Source organism: Daejeonella sp. (assembly GCF_036405355.1).
In the GTDB taxonomy this organism is placed as follows: Bacteria; Bacteroidota; Bacteroidia; order Sphingobacteriales; family Sphingobacteriaceae; genus Daejeonella.
Window position 1 is genome coordinate 1 of record NZ_DASWXT010000122.1, and the last position, 19,009, is coordinate 19,009.

General features: G+C 40.6%; 19 protein-coding genes. 9 read left to right on the forward strand and 10 right to left on the reverse strand.

Annotation, left to right across the window (positions count from 1 at the left end; all coding sequences use genetic code 11):
* From map to VGE44_RS14785, 7 genes are all read right to left on the reverse strand, one after another.
* Positions 1–716 (reverse strand): type I methionyl aminopeptidase (map, locus tag VGE44_RS14755; protein ID WP_331080481.1); only part of this gene is annotated, 716 nt, incomplete at its 3' end.
* 185 nt (positions 717–901) lie between these two features.
* Positions 902–1,618 carry a DNA alkylation repair protein gene (locus VGE44_RS14760; RefSeq protein WP_331080483.1) on the reverse strand — a complete coding sequence of 239 codons (717 nt, stop codon included), beginning with the start codon at positions 1,616–1,618 and terminating at the stop codon, positions 902–904.
* A 12-nt stretch (positions 1,619–1,630) separates the two neighbouring features.
* Positions 1,631–2,062: a DUF3788 family protein gene (locus VGE44_RS14765; RefSeq protein ID WP_331080485.1), complete on the reverse strand. Its 432-nt coding sequence runs from the start codon at positions 2,060–2,062 to the stop codon at positions 1,631–1,633.
* 124 nt (positions 2,063–2,186) lie between these two features.
* On the reverse strand, positions 2,187–2,549 hold the full coding sequence (locus VGE44_RS14770; RefSeq protein ID WP_331080487.1) for a DUF4180 domain-containing protein: 363 nt from the start codon (positions 2,547–2,549) through the stop codon (positions 2,187–2,189).
* Positions 2,550–2,636: 87 nt separating this feature from the next.
* Positions 2,637–5,954 (reverse strand): vitamin B12-dependent ribonucleotide reductase, encoded by a 3,318-nt coding sequence (locus VGE44_RS14775; protein ID WP_331080489.1) that lies wholly within the window; start codon positions 5,952–5,954, stop codon positions 2,637–2,639.
* Positions 5,955–6,254: 300 nt separating this feature from the next.
* The gene (gene pyk / locus VGE44_RS14780; protein ID WP_324488286.1) at positions 6,255–7,685 is read right to left on the reverse strand and encodes a pyruvate kinase; all 1,431 of its coding nucleotides are present in this window, start codon (positions 7,683–7,685) and stop codon (positions 6,255–6,257) included.
* Positions 7,686–7,750: 65 nt separating this feature from the next.
* Positions 7,751–8,170, reverse strand: coding sequence for an IPExxxVDY family protein (locus tag VGE44_RS14785; RefSeq protein ID WP_331080493.1), 420 nt, complete (start codon positions 8,168–8,170; stop codon positions 7,751–7,753).
* A gap of 148 nt (positions 8,171–8,318) precedes the next feature.
* On the opposite strand from VGE44_RS14785, the gene VGE44_RS14790 reads away from it, so the two are divergent.
* The 4 genes from VGE44_RS14790 (at position 8,319) to VGE44_RS14805 (ending at position 11,535) form a co-directional block, all read left to right on the forward strand.
* Positions 8,319–8,555, forward strand: a complete 237-nt coding sequence (locus tag VGE44_RS14790; RefSeq protein WP_008508386.1) for an acyl carrier protein — start codon at positions 8,319–8,321, stop codon at positions 8,553–8,555.
* Between the two features lie 22 nt (positions 8,556–8,577).
* The gene (gene fabF / locus VGE44_RS14795; RefSeq protein WP_331080495.1) at positions 8,578–9,831 is read left to right on the forward strand and encodes a beta-ketoacyl-ACP synthase II; all 1,254 of its coding nucleotides are present in this window, start codon (positions 8,578–8,580) and stop codon (positions 9,829–9,831) included.
* A gap of 73 nt (positions 9,832–9,904) precedes the next feature.
* Complete coding sequence (gene rnc / locus VGE44_RS14800; RefSeq protein ID WP_331080497.1) at positions 9,905–10,633, forward strand: ribonuclease III; 729 nt, start codon at positions 9,905–9,907, stop codon at positions 10,631–10,633.
* A 149-nt stretch (positions 10,634–10,782) separates the two neighbouring features.
* On the forward strand, positions 10,783–11,535 hold the full coding sequence (locus VGE44_RS14805; protein ID WP_331080499.1) for a lysophospholipid acyltransferase family protein: 753 nt from the start codon (positions 10,783–10,785) through the stop codon (positions 11,533–11,535).
* Here the strand turns inward: VGE44_RS14805 and VGE44_RS14810 are convergent.
* Complete coding sequence (locus tag VGE44_RS14810) at positions 11,532–12,257, reverse strand: hypothetical protein (RefSeq protein WP_331080501.1); 726 nt, start codon at positions 12,255–12,257, stop codon at positions 11,532–11,534. The genes VGE44_RS14805 and VGE44_RS14810 overlap by 4 nt on opposite strands.
* A 160-nt stretch (positions 12,258–12,417) precedes the next feature.
* Here VGE44_RS14810 and VGE44_RS14815 point away from each other — a divergent pair, with 160 nt between their 5' ends.
* The 4 genes from VGE44_RS14815 to VGE44_RS14830 all read left to right on the forward strand — a co-directional run bounded on the left by VGE44_RS14815 (position 12,418) and on the right by VGE44_RS14830 (position 15,292).
* Positions 12,418–13,293, forward strand: coding sequence for a YicC/YloC family endoribonuclease (locus VGE44_RS14815; RefSeq protein WP_331080503.1), 876 nt, complete (start codon positions 12,418–12,420; stop codon positions 13,291–13,293).
* Positions 13,294–13,380: 87 nt separating this feature from the next.
* On the forward strand, positions 13,381–13,947 hold the full coding sequence (gene gmk / locus VGE44_RS14820) for a guanylate kinase (protein ID WP_331080505.1): 567 nt from the start codon (positions 13,381–13,383) through the stop codon (positions 13,945–13,947).
* A gap of 64 nt (positions 13,948–14,011) precedes the next feature.
* A complete protein-coding gene (gene nadD / locus VGE44_RS14825; RefSeq protein WP_331080507.1) occupies positions 14,012–14,584 on the forward strand; it encodes a nicotinate (nicotinamide) nucleotide adenylyltransferase in 573 nt (190 codons plus the stop codon).
* 105 nt (positions 14,585–14,689) lie between these two features.
* Positions 14,690–15,292, forward strand: coding sequence for a tRNA-(ms[2]io[6]A)-hydroxylase (locus VGE44_RS14830; RefSeq protein WP_331080509.1), 603 nt, complete (start codon positions 14,690–14,692; stop codon positions 15,290–15,292).
* 159 nt (positions 15,293–15,451) lie between these two features.
* On the opposite strand, the gene VGE44_RS14835 is transcribed toward VGE44_RS14830, so the two are convergent.
* Entirely contained in the window at positions 15,452–16,162 is a 711-nt protein-coding gene (locus VGE44_RS14835; RefSeq protein WP_331080511.1) for an SAM-dependent methyltransferase, read from the reverse strand.
* Between the two features lie 186 nt (positions 16,163–16,348).
* Here VGE44_RS14835 and VGE44_RS14840 point away from each other — a divergent pair, with 186 nt between their 5' ends.
* Positions 16,349–17,689, forward strand: coding sequence for a DUF6600 domain-containing protein (locus VGE44_RS14840; RefSeq protein ID WP_331080513.1), 1,341 nt, complete (start codon positions 16,349–16,351; stop codon positions 17,687–17,689).
* 45 nt (positions 17,690–17,734) lie between these two features.
* Here the strand turns inward: VGE44_RS14840 and VGE44_RS14845 are convergent, their stop codons facing one another.
* Positions 17,735–18,991, reverse strand: coding sequence for a pyridoxal phosphate-dependent aminotransferase (locus VGE44_RS14845; protein ID WP_331080515.1), 1,257 nt, complete (start codon positions 18,989–18,991; stop codon positions 17,735–17,737).
* Between the last annotated feature and the right edge of the window lie 18 nt (positions 18,992–19,009).

The following is a 19,009-nucleotide window of genomic DNA, read 5'->3' on the forward strand; positions in this document are numbered from 1 at the left end:
GTAACCACAATGGTATGTTCATGCTGAGCCATAAAACCTCCTCTATTTCCAACCATTGTCCAGCCGTCATTCAGAGTCTCGGCAAATGTTGATGTCGTTGATATAAATGTTTCAATTGCAACAACAGAATTCTTTTTAAATCTTGTCGGATTAAACCGGTCCCGGTAATTCGCTATTTCGCCAGGTTCTTCGTGAAGGCTTCTGCCTATTCCATGCCCGGTGAGGTTTTTTATCACTTTATAGCCATGCTTTTTGGCTTCAGTTTCTATAAGGTGCCCTATGTCTGAAATTCGAACCCCGCCTTTTATATTGAATATTGCTTTATGTAAAATCTGCTTTGAGGCATCTATTAATTTTTGGTGTTGGTTAATATCTTCGCCTACGACAAATGAACCACCGTTGTCGGACCAAAACCCATTAAGTTCTGCTGAAACATCAATATTCACTAAATCGCCCTCTTTCAGTATTCTTTTGTGGGATGGAATACCATGGCAAAACTCATTATTCACACTAATGCAGGTGCAGCCCGGAAATTGATAAGTTAAAAATGGAGCTGATTTTGCTCCAAAATCAGACAGGATTGCTGCTCCATAGTCATCCAATTGCTTTGTGCTAATGCCGGCTTGAGCATAGTTTCTCATTTCCTTCAGGGTGAAAGCTACTGCCTCACTAGCCTTTTGCATCCCTATTAATTCCTCTTCTTTTGTTATTGACATAATTATTTAATTAGCTTGTATGGATTGTATCCATTGCCTCTGATTTTTAATTAATCATTTAATCCAGGTACATCCGTATTTGAACAAATCTAACCGTTTGTCCTTAAAGTAAGTCCACACTACTGTTCTTAAAAATCAATTTAGAAAATTGACGGAAATTCTCCGGAAACTTCAGAACCGCAAATTTACCTTTTCATTAGGATTACTTTTAATGCTTCCGGCATTTTTTCAATTGCATAACGCAATGCTGTCCGGGGCATTATTTCCTTTTTTGAATGTACATAATCAAAAACTTCCTTTTGATGAACTTCGCTTGCTGCCTTCAGCATCCAGCCATAGCCCTTTTGTACCAAATCGTCCTTGTCTAAAAGAAGAATATCTGCTATTTCAAAAATATCTTTCAGAAACTTACCCCTTCGGGCCGGTATAATCAGTGTTACAGCAGAAGCTCTTTTGGCCCAGCGACCAGGTAATTTAGCCCATTGCTTTAAGTTGCTGAGGTATTCAGGATACATCATAACAAATGTTCCAATGGTATGGTTGCATAGGGTGTCACAATCTGCCCAGTTGTTTACATAATCCATCACCCAATGTTCGAAAATTTTAAAATCAGATGGTTCATATAGTTTATGCTGGGATTCCGAAAATTTACAGGCAATAATAGCTTCCTCGAGATATTTAGATCTCCATAATTCTTCGCAAACAGCAAAAATGTCCTGCTTAGAATATCCTTTCATCTGTCTGTAAAATCCCTTTGCAATCTTGTTGACTTCGGCAGTTTTGACTCCATATACCAATGCCTCTTCCCCTTTTTTAAAAAAACGGCTTGAAGTTTCCAGCATTTTATTGTCAGAGTTGTTCCTTAATGCCAGGCGAATTTCATTGAGCAATGCTTCTTTCATTGTATTGAGTGCTTATTTCATCTTTTTCTTATACTCTATTATACTTTTTAAATCCTTCAAAGCTTCCATATTTTTTATTTCTAGAATCAGGGGGATTAGTTTTCCTATTGACTTTGCGGCAGCGAAGGAAGATTTAACGTTATGGTCTATATGCAAATTTAAAACACCGGAACGGGTTTTTTCGGTAAAGTAGAAACTCGTTTTAATGGATTCATCCCAAAGAGATAACCAAAGAATAGTTTTTTTCTTGTAAGTTGCTTTCCCTAACCAGGCTTTCCCGTCTTTATAATATCTCCATTCGAGAGCAAGCCCCGTTTCTTTAAACAATTCGACAATCTTCCCGACAATATGGTAATTGGGTTTATCAAGAATACGCTGAAATAATTTATCATCCGGGATTTGTTCAGGATCCCTTAGTAGTTGTTTGGGATTTATGGCTTCCATTGGGGTTATTTCAGTTTAATGATAGTTAAAACTCTGTATAAGATTTAATCCAGTATTGATCAACTAAACGCTATTACAATGCTAGTTTGGACAATCAATAAATCTCACTTCAACGCTAAAGAATTCATTTTCCGGAAAGTACATTTAATGCTTCTGCCCTTGAATTTACGAAGTTTATTTGTCTGCCTTTGTTGCTTTCATAAATGAAGTCAGTTAAACTTTTACTTGGGTATTTTGAGAGGTCGCCCACGGTAGCTAAGCGAACACGGTAATTTGAAAATTTCTGAAGTATCTCTCCGGCAATTCCGTTCTTAAGATCAAAAAAGTCCGGGGTGATATTTACTTCATGAATTACAATCTTGTCAAAACCCTGATAGTATAAGTTTCCCAATAAGTCTAATCCATTTTCAGCAGTGCTTATTAATATTCTGTCAGAAATCACTTCGGCAATTTCTGCGTCATTTATATTATGAGTTTTAATGTTCATTTGTTTTCTAATATTCCTGCACAAAAAAAGCCCTGCCATTTCCGGCAGGGCTTTAAGCTTTTGGCTTTCGCCTTTAAATTTTTATGCTTAACTGCATCCTCCCTGCGTTCCGCAGTTCAAACACTTATAACAAGTACCTGATCTTACCATGATATGACCGCAGTTACCACAAGCAGGTGCGTCAGACTGACCGCCGCCGGAAATATCCAGAACAGGCTTCAGTTTAATGCTTGAGGTAGTAGAGGAAACGGTAACCGACGCCTCAATAAAAGAGTTTGAAGTATCAGGATTCACGTCATTATCAGTCATTTGTGGATTTCCAACAATGGCTTTCTGCTCAGTGATTACATGCACCAGATCTGTACGACCCAGGTACTCATAGCCCAGCATTCTGAACATATAATCTACAATAGAGGTTGCACTCTTGATATTATCGTGCCCTGTAACCATACCTGATGGCTCGAAACGGGTAAAGGTAAATTTATCAACAAACTCTTCCAATGGTACTCCGTACTGCAGACCAACTGAAACTGCGATGGAGAAGCAGTTCATCAGGGAGCGGAAAGTTGCACCTTCTTTGTGCATATCCACAAAAATCTCTCCCAATGTTCCATCTTCATACTCTCCGGTACGAACGAATACGGTTTGTCCGCCGACAGCAGCTTTCTGAGTGAAGCCACCACGTTTACCAGGCAGGTTTTTACGCTCTACAACAGAGGATAACTGACGCTTGAACTTAGTATCGGTAGAACGCTCAAGGATCGCTCTGGCGGCATCAAGCACCTGCTCAGCAGTAAGATCACTCAGCTTGACATTTGCTGCCTCTCCAAGGACTTCTTCTACGGTATCCAGCTTATCTTCTTTACTGTCGGATGATTTAGTAGATAATGGCTGAGATAATTTACAACCATCGCGATAAAGCGCGTTTGCTTTCAAAGCAAGCTTCCATGATAATTCATAGCAATCCTTAATTTCATCAACCGTAGCCTCATTTGGCAGGTTGATAGTTTTAGAGATCGCACCTGAAAGGAAAGGTTGTGCCGCAGCCATCATTTTAATGTGACCATGTGCATGAATGTAACGCTCGCCCTTCTGACCGCATTTATTCGCACAATCAAAGATTGGATAATGCTCTTCTTTCAAATATGGAGCACCTTCAACGGTCATGGTTCCGCAGATGTACTCATTTGCTTCTGCAATCTGCTGACGGTTAAACCCGATCGCACGTAAAAGGTTGAAATCAGGAGAAGAATATTGCTCAGATTTAAATCCTAAACGGTTTAAACACTCTTCACCAAGACTCCACTGGTTGAATACAAAACCTATTTCGAAGGCTGCGAGCAATGATTTATCAATTTTTTCGAGTTCATCCTGAGTAAATCCTTTGGCAGCCAGGCTGTCGAAGTTAATATGCGGAGCTCCCTGTAAAGTAGCTGCACCTTTTGCATAATTCACAATGGCTTCAATTTCATGCTCCTTGTATCCCTGATTGCGCAAGGCTGCAGGAACTCCCTGATTGATGATCTTGAAATAACCTCCACCAGATAATTTTTTGAATTTAACCAATGCAAAATCAGGCTCGATACCGGTAGTATCACAATCCATTACCAAACCGATTGTCCCTGTAGGTGCAATAACTGTAGTCTGAGCATTACGGTAACCGTATTTCTCACCAAGCTCAACAGCTTTATCCCATGAATTGCAGGCCGCAGATAACAAATAATCAGGGCAGAATTTAGGATCAATTCCCGGAGGCGCAATCTCAAGTCCTTCGTAAGCATCGTTGTTATACGCAGCATAACGGTGGTTACGCATAACCCTTAGCATATGCTTCTTGTTTTCTTCAAATTTCTTGAAAGTACCCAGCTCCTTCGCCATTTCTGCGGAAGTAGAATAAGCTGTACCGGTCATGATTGCTGTGATCGCACCCCCAATTGCGCGGGCTTTATCACTGTCATAAGGAATTCCGGCAACCATCAGCATGGAGCCAAGGTTAGCATATCCCAACCCAAGTGTGCGGTAATCATAAGATAACTGTGCCACTTCTTTGGATGGGAATTGTGCCATCAATACCGAAATTTCGAGAACCACGGTCCATACACGGCAGGCATGCTCGAAACCTTTAACATCAAATATTAATGTTTGAGGATCGAAGAAATGCGCCAGATTAATGGAAGCCAGGTTACAGGCTGTATTATCCAGGAACATGTACTCTGAACATGGGTTGGAGGCATTGATACGTCCGCCTTCAGGACAAGTATGCCATTCGTTGATGGTTGTATCATATTGAATTCCCGGATCGGCGCAAGCCCAGGCCGCAAAAGCAATATCTTGCCATAATTTTTCGGCTGAGATCGATTTTACCGGCTGTCCGCTGATTCTTCCGATCAGATCCCAGTTGCCACCATCTTCCAGTGCTTTGAAGAAAGTATTTGGAACACGTACAGAGTTATTTGAATTCTGTCCGGATACGGTACGGTAAGCTTCACCTTCATAATCCGAAGAATAGCCCGCCGCAATTAAAGCAGCAACTTTTTTCTCTTCTTCGACTTTCCAGTTTACAAAACCTTCAATTTCAGGGTGATCAAGATCCAGACAAACCATTTTTGCGGCACGGCGTGTGGTACCACCTGATTTGATCGCACCTGCAGCACGGTCACCGATTTTCAGGAATGACATCAGACCTGAAGAATAGCCACCACCTGAAAGTTTTTCGCTTTCGCCGCGGATTGCTGAAAAGTTAGTTCCAACTCCTGAACCATATTTAAATATTCTGGCTTCTCTAACCCAAAGGTCCATGATACCACCGTCATTCACCAGGTCATCACTAACTGAAAGGATGAAGCAGGCATGAGGCTGAGGACGCTCGTAAGCGGAAGTTGATTTTTCTAATTGATCTGTATCCGGATTCACAAAATAATGCCCCTGAGGCTTACCTGTAATTCCGTAAGAGCTGTGTAATCCTGTATTGAACCACTGTGGTGAATTTGGTGCAGCTAACTGACCAACGATCGTATAAACCAATTCATCGTAAAAAATTCCGGCATCTTCCTTGCTTGCGAAATAATTGTATCGCTCCCCCCATGATCTCCAGCAATGAGCCATACGATGTGCAACTTGTTTGATGCTATTCTCAGATGAAGTTGATCCATCAGGCTGAGGAACTCCCGCTTTGCGGAAATACTTCTGGGCTAAAATATCCGTTGCTACCTGGCTCCAGGTTTCGGGTACCTCTACATTTTTCATTTCGAAAACAGCATCACCTGCCGGGTTACGAATAACCGAGGTACGTTTCTCGTATTTGAACAGATCATATACGTTTACCCCCTGCTTGGTGAAATATCTTTGGAACGTAAGACCTTTTCCTGTTCCTTTTGCCGCTGTGTTTGTAGAAGCTTTTGCCATAAAAAATGATTTAATGTTGTAATTGAGCCAGTTACCCTCAATAAAAATGTTTGGGGGTTTTTAATCAAATCTATCAGTTGGAGGCATTTATATCGAATCAGAGTTTTCCACAGATTGTTAGTGTATCTGCACCCCAACACTTAATCAGTTAGTAATAGCGTGATTTAAAGCTAATTAACAATGTTGAAAACTCTAAAAAATGGCGATTTCGGGACATTTTTGTTACACCCGTTTACACACTAAAAAAGCCGGCTTTTGCCGGCTCTTTTACTAAATTTTTAAGGCTGCTTATGCCCTGATTTAATCAACGATGGTCACTTTGATCATATTGGTTTTTCCTTTCTTCTCGATAGGAATGGCGGCAGTATTGATTACCACATTACCCGGTTCAACGAGTTTCTCGGCTTTCAGGATCTGATTTACATCCCTGATCGTTTTATCTGTACTATCAAATTTATCGTAATAGAATCCGCGAACACCCCATAAAAGACTGAGTGTATTCAGAAGTTTGCGATTACTTGTAAAAATAAAGGTTGCTGCTTTTGGGCGATAACTGGAGATTTCGAATGCAGTATAGCCCGATGAGGTCATTGAAATGATACCAACCGCATGGGTCTTTTCAGCAAGAAATACAGCAGAACCGCAAACTGCATCGCCCATATATGTTGGTGAACTCTCATTTAAAACTTTTGTGGTGTTGTAGGGATAATCATTTTCTTCCACATTCCTCACAATCTTATGCATAGTTTCAATTACTATCAGCGGATATTCACCAACCGAAGTCTCACCACTCAGCATAACCGCATCAGCGCCATCCAAAACAGAATTAGCCACATCATTCACCTCAGCACGGGTAGGGCGGGGTGAAGTGATCATACTTTCGAGCATCTGAGTAGCCACGATAACAGGTTTTGAAGCCGCACGGCATTTTCTGGCGATCATTTTCTGCAGCAAAGGAACCTGTTCCATCGGCATTTCAACCCCAAGGTCACCCCTGGCCACCATCACTCCATCAGTTGCTTCAATAATTTCATCAATATTATCAATGGCCTCCGGTTTCTCGATCTTAGCAATTACACGCGCAGTTTTATCACTTCTGGCGATGATCCGCTTCAATTCAATAATATCATCTGCAGAACGGACGAATGAAAGCCCGATCCATTCCACATCATTATTAAGTGCAAATTCAAGGTTTGCGAGATCTTCTTCTGTCAAACTCGGGATTGAAACCTTTGTATTGGGAAGATTTACACCTTTACGGGAAGTAAGGATCCCCCCATAAACCACCTCACACTGAACAGAATCTTTATTATTAGTACTCAGAACCCTCATCTGGATCTTTCCATCGTCAAGGAGAATGATCTCTCCGGAACGGACATCACTTGGAAAACTCTGGTAGGTAATATAGATCTGTTTATCATCCCCGATCAGTTCTTTGGTCGTGATTTCGATCTTATGTCCGCTAATCAGATTGATTCCACCGTCTTTTACTAAACCAATACGGATCTTTGGGCCCTGTAAATCAGCAAGTATCCCAACATTTGTTTTATATTTTTTATTGATATCACGAATAATGTCGATCACCTTTTGATGATCCTCTGCTTTTCCGTGAGAAAAATTTAACCTGCAAACATCTACACCAGCCTTAATCATGTTCAGCAATACTTCTTTCTTAGCAGAAGCAGGACCTAATGTGGCTACAATTTTAGTTCTGTTATGAACCGTCTTCATCTCTTCTTATTTAATTTAAATATCATTTGGACAATTAAGTGTACTTAATACACCATCCCAAAGGGCTAAAATATGAGATTTTCTTTGGATTTCAATTTTTTAGGATCAACTTCCACTGCAACAAGCACCTCCGGAATCTTATTTAAACCATTAATTATTCCTTTCAGGTCTTCTGCATGGATATAATTCTGAATTAATAAAAAGAAATCTACCTTTTTCATTTCGGGCACCAGAAAACCTTCCGTACCTTTATTTGCGAGGATATAGAGTTCTGTTTCGGATTCGGGCAACAGAAAAAAATATCTGCTGAAATAAAATGGTTCTTCATCAGAATTAAAAGGGAGTTCCAAATCAGCGATTTTGCAAAAGTTGGTTCCTAGTTGTTTATTAGTTTTAAAACAAAACATATAGTCTTTAAGTTGTGTAGTAATAGCTACCAGCACAAAATCGAGGTCAAGTTCAAATTTTAAAGTAGTTTTGTTCAAGGTATATTTTCAAGATATTATACAAAGGTAACACGCTTTATCTTTTAAAATGTCGCTATGTTAAAATAGCTAAAAACAAAAAGGTTTGAAAATTGCTAGAATTTATTTTTCTTTGCACAGAATTATTAAACAATTAAATCAAAAAACCATGTCTGATATCGCTTCAAGAGTTAAAGCAATTATCGTTGAAAAATTAGGTGTTGACGAAAGTGAAGTTACACCAGAGGCATCTTTCACCAATGATCTTGGTGCCGATTCATTAGACACCGTGGAATTAATCATGGAGTTTGAGAAGGAGTTCAACGTGGCCATCCCGGATGACCAGGCTGAAACTATCGGTACTGTAGGTCAAGCCATCGCATATTTAGAAAAGAACGTAAAGTAATTTTACGATATCCTAACTATAAATGGAGCTTAAAAGAGTTGTTGTTACAGGACTAGGTGCGCTTACTCCAATCGGTAATACTATTCCGGAATTCTGGAATAGTCTGATCAATGGGGTAAGCGGCGCCGCTCCTATAACACATTACGATCCTGAAAAATTCCGTACGAAATTCGCCTGTGAGGTTAAAAACTTCAATCCGGAGGATTTTATGGATAAAAAGGAGGCTCGTAAACTCGACCCTTTTGTTCATTATGCAATCGCTGCCTCTGATGAAGCAATTAAAGATGCAGGTTTAGACTTCCCTAATCTTGATACTAACCGGATCGGTGTGATCTGGGGTTCAGGGATAGGCGGATTGAAAACCTTCACCGACGAGGTTGTAAACTTTGCACACGGAGACGGAACACCACGTTTCAACCCGTTTTTCATTCCTAAAATGATTCTGGACATTGCTCCGGGTCATATTTCGATCAGGCATGGCCTTCGTGGTCCGAATTTTTCTACCGTTTCTGCCTGTGCCTCTTCAACCAATGCATTAATTGACGCATTCAACTATATTCGTCTGAATATGGCTGATGTGATCGTTTCCGGAGGTTCTGAAGCCATTATTAATGAGGCAGGTATGGGAGGTTTCAATGCCATGCATGCCCTTTCGACCAGAAATGATGATCCTTCAACCGCATCCCGTCCATTCGATAAAGACCGGGATGGTTTTGTGGCAGGCGAAGGTGCCGGAAGTATCATTCTCGAAGAACTCGAACATGCAAAAGCCAGAGGTGCTAAAATTTATGCTGAACTAGTTGGAGGTGGTATGAGTGCTGATGCAAATCACATTACTGCACCACATCCTGAAGGTCTTGGTGCAAAATTGGTTATGACCAATGCGATGAGAGATGCAGGAATTTCAACTTCCGATATTGATTACATCAACGTTCACGGTACCTCTACTCCACTTGGAGATATCAGTGAGGTAAAAGCCATTCTTGATTTATTTAAGGAAGATGCTTTCAAGCTGAATATCAGTTCAACAAAATCAATGACAGGCCATCTTTTAGGTGCTGCAGGTGCTGTTGAAGCAATTGCTGCTATCTTGGCTGTTAAAAATGATATTGTTCCCCCAACGATCAACCATTTCACAGATGATCCCGGTTTTGACCCACGTTTAAATTTCACATTTAACAAGGCTCAAAAACGTGTAGTAAATGCTGCATTAAGCAATACGTTTGGCTTTGGAGGGCATAATGCTTCCGTAATTTTCAAAAAATACAAAGCCTGATTTTGATATCCTGTATTCCGGATCTATTAAAACCTGTATATTTTTTTCTTATCATTAAAATTATCGGTCCTTAATGCCATTTTCCAGAATTTATAAACTTTACTTCTCTCCAAATCGCAACTACATTCGCTCTTTAGAGAATCTTTTAGGTTTTGTTCCCGGAAATCTGCGGCTTTATCGCATGGCATTCCGACATCGTTCAGTTGCTGTTGAACTTAAGAACGGTACAAAGAACAGTAATGAGCGTCTGGAATTTCTTGGCGATGCTATTTTGGGTTCTGTTATCGCTGAGATTCTTTTCAAAATGTATCCTTACAAGGATGAGGGCTTTCTTACAGAAATGCGCTCGAAGATCGTAAGCCGTGCAAACCTGAATCAACTTGCTAAACGACTTGGCCTGGATGAGCATATTGAATACGATAACAGGCTGATCGGTCATAACAACAAGCAGGGTTCCTTACTGGGCGATACTTTTGAAGCAATGATAGGGGCTGTTTACATGGACAAGGGCTATAATTTCACACGCAACTTCCTGATAAACAGAATTATAAAACCCCATATTGATATCCATACCCTCGAGCTTACCGAGACGAATTTTAAGAGTAAAATCATTGAATGGTGCCAACGCCATGGTAAAGACATTAGTTTTGAAATTATAGCTAACGAAGAGGGTGAAAATTCCAAACTGTTTACGATCCAAATTAGTGTGGATGGAGAAAATTGTGCAATTGGCAGGGATTATAACAAGAAAAATGCAGAAAAACTCGCCGCTGAAAAGGCTTGCGAGTACCTAAAGATCTGACAAAAAAGATTATTGTACCAGGCAATACAAATTTTTGCAGCCGAAACCCCGCTGATTCGATAATAAATTTCCATATTACATCTCTTAAAAATACAAAACAGGAATAATTCCCGGCTTTTTGTAGGCTAAGCTTCTTCCAAAACAGTAAAATGGTGAAACTCTTAAAAAAAGTTGCTGCATTCCTGTTCCTCATTTGGGGCTTTCTGGTATTCATCTCAGCGATGATTCTTGTATTTCCACTGATTCTCCTGATGTCGGCACTTTTTAAGAAGAAAAAAGCACAGGATATAGTCTTCTTATTCCTGAAAATTTGGGCTTGGATATTCTCGGTTTTATGCTTCTTCCCGGTAAGAACCAGGGGAAGAGAAAGCCTAGATCCTGATAAGGCCTGCATCTATGTTTGCAATCATAATTCTTATCTGGATGCCATAGCTGTAGTTATGGCAATTCCGGGTTCATTCAAACCATTGGGTAAAATCGAAATGGTGAAGACTCCAATTTTTGGAATGATCTACAGGCGCGTTGTGGTATTGATCGACCGAAAAAGTCAGGAAAGCCGTGCAAGAAGTGTTGAGGAGTTAAAAATTGACCTAAGAAACGGGCAGTCTATTCTAATTTTTCCTGAAGGAACAATGAACCGCAGCGATGCACCTCTTTCTGAGTTTTATGACGGTGCATTCCGGCTTGCAATTGAAACTCAAACCGCCATTGTACCAATGGTTATCCTGAATGCGAGAAAACTGCTTCCCCGAGATAAACCTCTGGCTGTCAGACCGGGTGTCCTGGAATGTGTTTTTGCAGATCGGGTTGAAGTAACCGGACTGAAACCTGATGACCTGGGAGATTTGAAAAGCAGGGTATATAAATGTATGGAAGAGCTGATAACAGATAATCGTGCTTAATATTTAAGATTTTTCTCCGATAAATCAGGAGCCTTTGGCAGAGGAGGTAAAGATCTTATCGCTTTGGGTCTGCCCGAATCGTTAAACAACTGAAGAGACTTTTTAATGTAACTGATCATTGCATAGTCATCAAATTTTGCAACATTTTGATAATCAGGTCGATATAATATCATAAAATTCTTCAGATCATTTCCTTCCAGACCAGTGACCTTTGTGATTGCGTAAGCACTAAAACGGCGATCAATCTCCGATTCCTGAAGTTCTTTGGTATAATATGCATTGAAACGACGCGCCTGAGCAGGAGTTTTGCCGATCAGTTCATATAAAGCCGTGAGTGGCCTGAAGAAATATGCTAGCAAAGGAGGTTTCCCGGCATAATAAGATCCCTTTTTGCGGTACTGATCTCTAACTTCATCCAGTTCCTGCTTTTTGCTCTGTCCCAGCACTTTAACTTCAGATAAGCTTATCACCTGCTGAAGCATTAATACCTTATCAGAAAGCTCTAAAAGAGGAAGAATCAGATCTGAATAACCGGATTTGGATATACTCAGGGTATCCCCAACGGAAGCTGCAATCCTGAAAAGACCCAGTTCATTGCTGAAAGTAGAAATTCCCGTCTTTTTATTCAGGATATATACTCCGGCAATTCTGGATGCGCCCGATCTTTCCATAATTAAACCCTGAATGCTGTTCTGCTGAGCCATCACTGGCCTGATTACCATACATGCAATAATTAATAAAAAAATGTTTGATACGGCTTTCATCAGGTTTCTGGTTCGTGTTCAAAATTACTAAAACAGGTTAGGCTTTCAATGAATGAGATCTTTATGAGCTCTATCAAACTGTTTCAAAGCCTTTCCAATTAAATCTTATCTTTGCAAAATGATAAAATCGATGACAGGTTATGGCTTGGCGGCCAATGATTATTCCCGTGCTAAATACACGGTAGAGATCAAATCATTGAACAGCAAGTTCCTGGAGCTTTCTTTAAAACTTCCTAAATCATTTTCAGATAAGGAATTTTTATTGAGAAATGAATGCAGCAAGCAAATTGAAAGAGGTAAGGTGAACATCAGTATTAATGTGGAATATGCCGAAACCACGCTAAAAACCTCCAGTATCAATCAGCCTTTGCTCAAACATTACTACGATCAGCTCAAAGAAGCAGCCGATTTACTGGGCTCTGCGAATAGCAATCTGTTTCAAATAGCTCTAAACTTTCCTGATGTTATTCAATACGGCTCAGATGAAATCAGTGAGGATGAATGGAAGACTGTTTATAAAACTTTTGAGGAGGCTCTTTTAAACTTTCAGAATTTCCGTCAGGACGAAGGAAATGTTCTAAAACAAGACCTTATTCTCAGAATAAACAACATTCTGGAAGGAATGAGACTTGTATCAATTCAGGAGCCGCTTCGCATACCTTCGATAAGGGAGCGGCTAAACCAGTTTCTGGAAGAGGCTGTTGGAAAAGAAAATGTGGATCATAACCGCTTCGAACAAGAGCTAATCTATTTTATTGATAAACTGGACATTACTGAAGAAAAGATTCGTTTGAAAAGTCATTGCGATTATTTCATTGAAGCACTTAAAGACAAGGATGCAAACGGTAAAAAACTCGGCTTTATTTCGCAGGAAATCGGAAGGGAGATCAATACCATGGGTTCGAAAGCCAATGATGCTAAAATGCAGCAGATTGTGGTGGGAATGAAAGAAGAACTCGAGAAAATTAAAGAACAATTACTTAATGTTTTATAAGTTGTAGGTTTTAAGTTATAGGTTATAAGTTCCCACCAATAGCCTTAACTAATACTTACAACTTATAACTTATAACTTAAAACTCCATTGAACGGCAAACTCATCATATTTTCAGCTCCTTCAGGTGCGGGTAAGACTACGATAGTCCACCATTTGTTAAAAAAGATCCCCGATCTTTCATTCTCAATATCAGCTACAACCAGACATCAGCGTGGTGATGAGGTAAATGCCAAAGACTATTACTTCATCAGCAAGGAGAGTTTTCTTCATAAAATCGCTCAAAAAGAATTTGTAGAATTTGAGGAGGTTTATACCGGTACATTTTATGGAACCTTACGCTCCGAAATAGACAGAATCTGGTCAGAAGGCAAGCACGTAATTTTCGATATTGATGTAATTGGTGGACTTCACCTGAAGAAAAAATTTGGCGATAAAGCTCTGGCGATTTTCGTTCAGCCACCCTCACTTGAGGTTTTGATTGAGCGATTAACAAGTAGAGGAACCGATCTTCCCGAAAAACTTGCCGAGCGTATAAAAAAGGCAGATAAGGAATTGCTATATGCCGATCAGTTTGATGTGATTTTGAAAAATTACGAGCTGGAAACAGCCTGTAAAGAAGCAGAACAACTGGTTACCAAATTTCTTGCTCAATAATAAATAGAATGTCCTGGTTAGCCTGTCTCATATCTCCAATCTCATATCTCATATCTCCAACAATATGAAAATAGGATTATTCTTCGGCTCCTTTAACCCTATACATATCGGCCATCTGATCATTGCCAATTATATGGCTAATCATACTGATCTTCAGCAGGTTTGGCTGGTTGTTTCGCCACATAATCCATTGAAAGAAAAGAGTGATCTGATCAATATGTATGATCGTCTGGAGATGGCAAAACTGGCCACCGAAGATGCAGTCAATATCCGGGTAAGTGATGTGGAACTTAAGCTTCCACAGCCATCTTATACAATTGATACCCTTACCTACCTTCATGAGAAGTATCCGGAACACGAGTTCAGCCTGATCATGGGTTCAGATAACCTGGTATCATTAAAAAAATGGAAAAATTATGAGCTCATCCTGCGGGACTATCATATTCATATTTACCCGCGCCCGGGATTTGATAATCATGATTTTCAACAACATCCTTCTATCAGTTTTACTGAAACTCCATTGATGGAATTGTCGGCCACATTTATCCGCAAGGCTGTTAAAGAAAGAAAAAATGTTCAATATTTTGTACCCGATAAGGTGCTGAAATTTATTGAAGGAAAGAATCTGTATCGCTAAAACAAGGCTGACTGGGTCAAAACCCAGTCAGCCTTGAAACCATATTTAAGAATGAAATCGACCTTGCGAGCGTTCAAAATGCTGACAGGGTTAAAAAATTCAAACGTGAGCAAGGAAAAAACCATATTAAAACTGAAACTCCCCACAGATCCACTTTGGGTTAAGAATGTGGTGGAAAGTAATATCGAAGAAATTCTGACTGACCATGCTTTTTGTGAGCAGAAAGCTGCCAGTAATGCCATTACCCTCATTGTGCAGAATCCCAACTTGTCTGATCTGGTTCAGGAAATGGCGATGCTTGTTCAGGAAGAAATGGATCATTTTAAGCGGGTTCATGATCTGATTCTTGCCCGTGGATATACTCTTGGACGTGAACGTAAAGACAATTATGTCAATGAGTTGATGCAGTTTGTAATCAAAGGAGGCAGTCGCCAGGATCAATTGATAGACCGTTTATTATTCTCGGCAATGATTGAGGCACGCAGTTGCGAGCGTTTCAAAGTAATGTCTGAACACATCAATGATAAAGAACTGTCAGATTTTTATTACGAGCTAATGGTCAGCGAAGCCGGGCATTATACGATGTTCATCGGTCTTGCCCGTAAGTATGCCGGTGATATTGATGTAGACAAACGCTGGAAAGAGTTTCTGGAATATGAGGCAAAGGTGATTCAGAATTATGGAAAATCGGAGACGATTCATGGGTAATCGGTCGTCATTTCGAACACACAACCCCTATTGCTATTATTTAATGAAATTACGATGTGTGGAGAAATCTCGCAGTTTAAGGTTATAAATCAATTAAGGTTGTGCTATTAACACTGAGGTTCCTCAGTCGTACCAACTTCGGAATGACAGAGTAAAGTACTACTTCTTATACAACAAAAATATCGCAGGCCTCTTATGCAGATCCGGGACTTTATTCTTCCAGTCTTTGATACTTTTTGTTTGAATAAATTCATCCTCCGAATTCAGATCGCAGGCTATACACAGTTTTGTATCAGCTTTACAGCTTCGCAAAATCTCCTCTATCATTGGATTATTACGAAAAGGAGTTTCAATAAATAACTGGGTCTGACTATGTCTTTCAGCCAAAGCCTCAAGCTCTTTGATCTTATTTGCCCTTTGGACTTTATCAATGGGCAGGTAACCATGAAAGGCAAAACTTTGTCCGCTAAAACCAGAAGCCATCAATGCAAGTAAAATGGAGCTGGGTCCAACCAAAGGAATAACTTTTATTCCCTTTTGATGAGCCATAGCAACAATTTCAGCACCCGGGTCGGCAACCCCCGGACAACCTGCTTCACTCATCAGACCAACATCTTTACCTGCTAAAAGTCCTTTGAAGAAATCATTTTGATTGCCTTCACGATTATGCTTTCCATAATCATGGATAATAAGCTCACTCTGCGGGATTCTTAAGCCTGCTTCCTTTAGAAACCTACGTGCAGTTTTACTATTCTCTACAATATACTCATCGATATGATTTATCGTTTCTACCAGATAGGGAGTGAACGACTTTGCCGAAGCATTTTCTGCCAAAGGTACAGGAATAAGATAAAGTGAGCCTGGAAGCATGTTTAATTTTTGCTACAAATTAAAACAAATTCCTCTCAAACGAGTTATATCTATAAAATGATATAAAACCATGAATTCATAAATATCCTCTAAAATGAGTTTACGTAATAATTTAATTACAATACAACCTTTGGCAAAATTTTATCCTCTTGTCTATAAGATCACACAAATTAAATTTTAGGAGCTATGAAAACGAACATCAAATTCCCGGAATATTTGGCTGGACTACTATTATTCCTGTCATTTTTATTGCCGGCACAGGTAAAAGCTCAGTATGACGACGTTTCTCTTGAAACATTTTATGAGGAACTGTCCCCTTATGGAGTATGGATAAATGACCCTCAATATGGTTATGTATGGCGCCCTGATGTAGATCAGGATGAGTTCAGACCTTATTACACAAATGGTCATTGGGAAATGACTAAATATGGAAATACCTGGGTATCCGATTACGAATGGGGATGGGCACCATTCCACTATGGCAGATGGCATCACAGCAGCCGAAGAGGCTGGATATGGGTTCCGGATACCAGATGGGGGCCGGCATGGGTGAGCTGGAGAAGTGGTGGCGGCTATTATGGCTGGGCACCGCTGGGTCCCGGTATCAACATCAATATTAATATCGGAAGAATACCTGATTTCTACTGGGTATTTGTACCGCAACGAAATATCTATTACGACAGATATCCGCGTTACGACAGGTACAGAAATAGAAATATTTACAATAACACGATCATTATTAACAATACCTATGTATACAACCGAAACCGGTATTATACAGGTCCAAGGGTTGATGAGATCCGAAGAGTGACCCGTCAGCCAGTCCGTATACATGATGTCAGGGATAACAGACCAACAAATTATGGAAACGGCAGAAACGACAGACCACAGGTGAACAGGGTGCCGGATAGGGTTGGCAATCCAGGACAAAATCCACGCCCTGACCGTCCGACCGACAATTCGGGAGGCAGAGGAGCTGTGACAGGAAGAGGATCAAGCCCCGTGGCTGATAATTCAGTAAATCGCGGAGCTGTACGACCTGAAAGCAGACAGATTCCAGCTTCATCACAGAGATCAGGCAGAGCCTATGACAATCAGGATATCAGGGGGAGTCAAAGCAATCAGGGTGGACAACGCTCTCCAATAACTGATCGTCAAGAGCAAATCAGGCAGGCACCTGCTCAGGTACAAGGTGGTCAAAGGCCGGAACGGGTAGGACAGGCACCGGGTCAAAGTCAGGCTCCTGAACGTGTACAAAGATCTGTACCACAGGAACGCCAGGCACCGACTCCGGAAAGAATTCAGAGAAGTGCACCGCAACAACGCCAATATCCGGCACCGGAACGGGTTCAGAGAAGTGCACCGCAACAACGTCAGGCACCAGCACCCGAGCGAATTCAGAGAAGTGCACCGCAGGATCGCCAGGCTCCTTCACAGAGCAGGCAGAGTTCCGAAGTGCGGGGAAATTCTTCTTCGGGACAAGAAAATGGAAGGGGTGGCCAAAACAGGCCCTCCAGAGGTAATTAAAGCAAAAAAACCGGCGAATTCGCCGGTTTTTTTGCTTTGCACCTATTATTTCAACTTACTGAGTGCAGCCCGCATCCTGGGTATCATTTGTTCTATATCTTCATGCGAACATCCTCCAACAGAAGCTCTGAACCAGTTTATACCGCTATCTGTACCAAATGCTGAAAATGGTACTATACCCATTTTCGCTTCTTTGATCAGGTAGAAATTAACTTCTGCACTATCTTTCAAAATATTTCCTTCGGGAGTGGTTTTACCTATATAATCGACCTTAACAGTTAAGTAGATCGCCCCCATCGGATTGATTGCATCTACAGCAAAACCATCGGCTTTAAGCTGGATCATGCCCTGATATAAAGTATCAAGACTTTTCTGAACTTTTGCTTTAAAAGTTGTCAGATAATTATTTAATTCTTTTGTTTGAGTTAAAAATTTCGCTGTTGCTACCTGCTCAGGCTTCGGTGCCCAGGCTCCAACATGACCTACGATAGTTTTCATTTTATCGATTACATGTTCCGGACCAAACGCCCAACCAACGCGAACACCTGTAGCAGCAAGACATTTGGATATACCATCTATATAAATCACCCTGTCTTTCAGTTCGGGCCTTAAAGTAACCGGATCAAAATGAAACTGATCGCCAAAGGTCAGAAGTGAATAGATCTGATCATACATAATATAAAGTGGCTTTTCACCAGCCCCGCGAGTTTTATTCTCTTCGATTACCAGATCACAGATCTCTTCCAGATCCTTTTTGGCAAACATAGTTCCGGTTGGATTAAGCGGTGAACATAAAGCCAGTAGTGTAGCTCCCTTCAGGTAGGGCCGGATATCATCGGCTGTTGGCATAAATTTATTCTCTGCTGAAGTCTTAACCGCAACCTGAGTTGCCCCTGTAAAACGGCAATAATGATTGTTATTCCAGGATGGTGTAGGATAGATTACCTTGTCTCCGGGATCAACCAGAGCCATATAAGTTCCATAGATCAAAGGACGCGATCCACCGGCAACCAGAATTTGCTTACTGTTATAGGCTAAACCGAAGCGTTCCTGTAAGAAGGCCGAAATGTTCTCACGCAATACTGCCACACCCTCTGCAGGCGGATAATTGGTCTGATTGGCCTGATAAGCCTCAACAATTCCACCTTTCAGCTCATCGGGAATCGGAAAAATATTTGAATCAAAATCCCCGATAGTCAGGTTAGCAATTTGCTCACCCGTACTTTTCAATTCATTGATCTGACCTGCAATTTTTATTATTTCTGAACCCTCAAGGGTACTTGCTATTTTGGATACCTTCATTTCTATTTTTTGTATTCT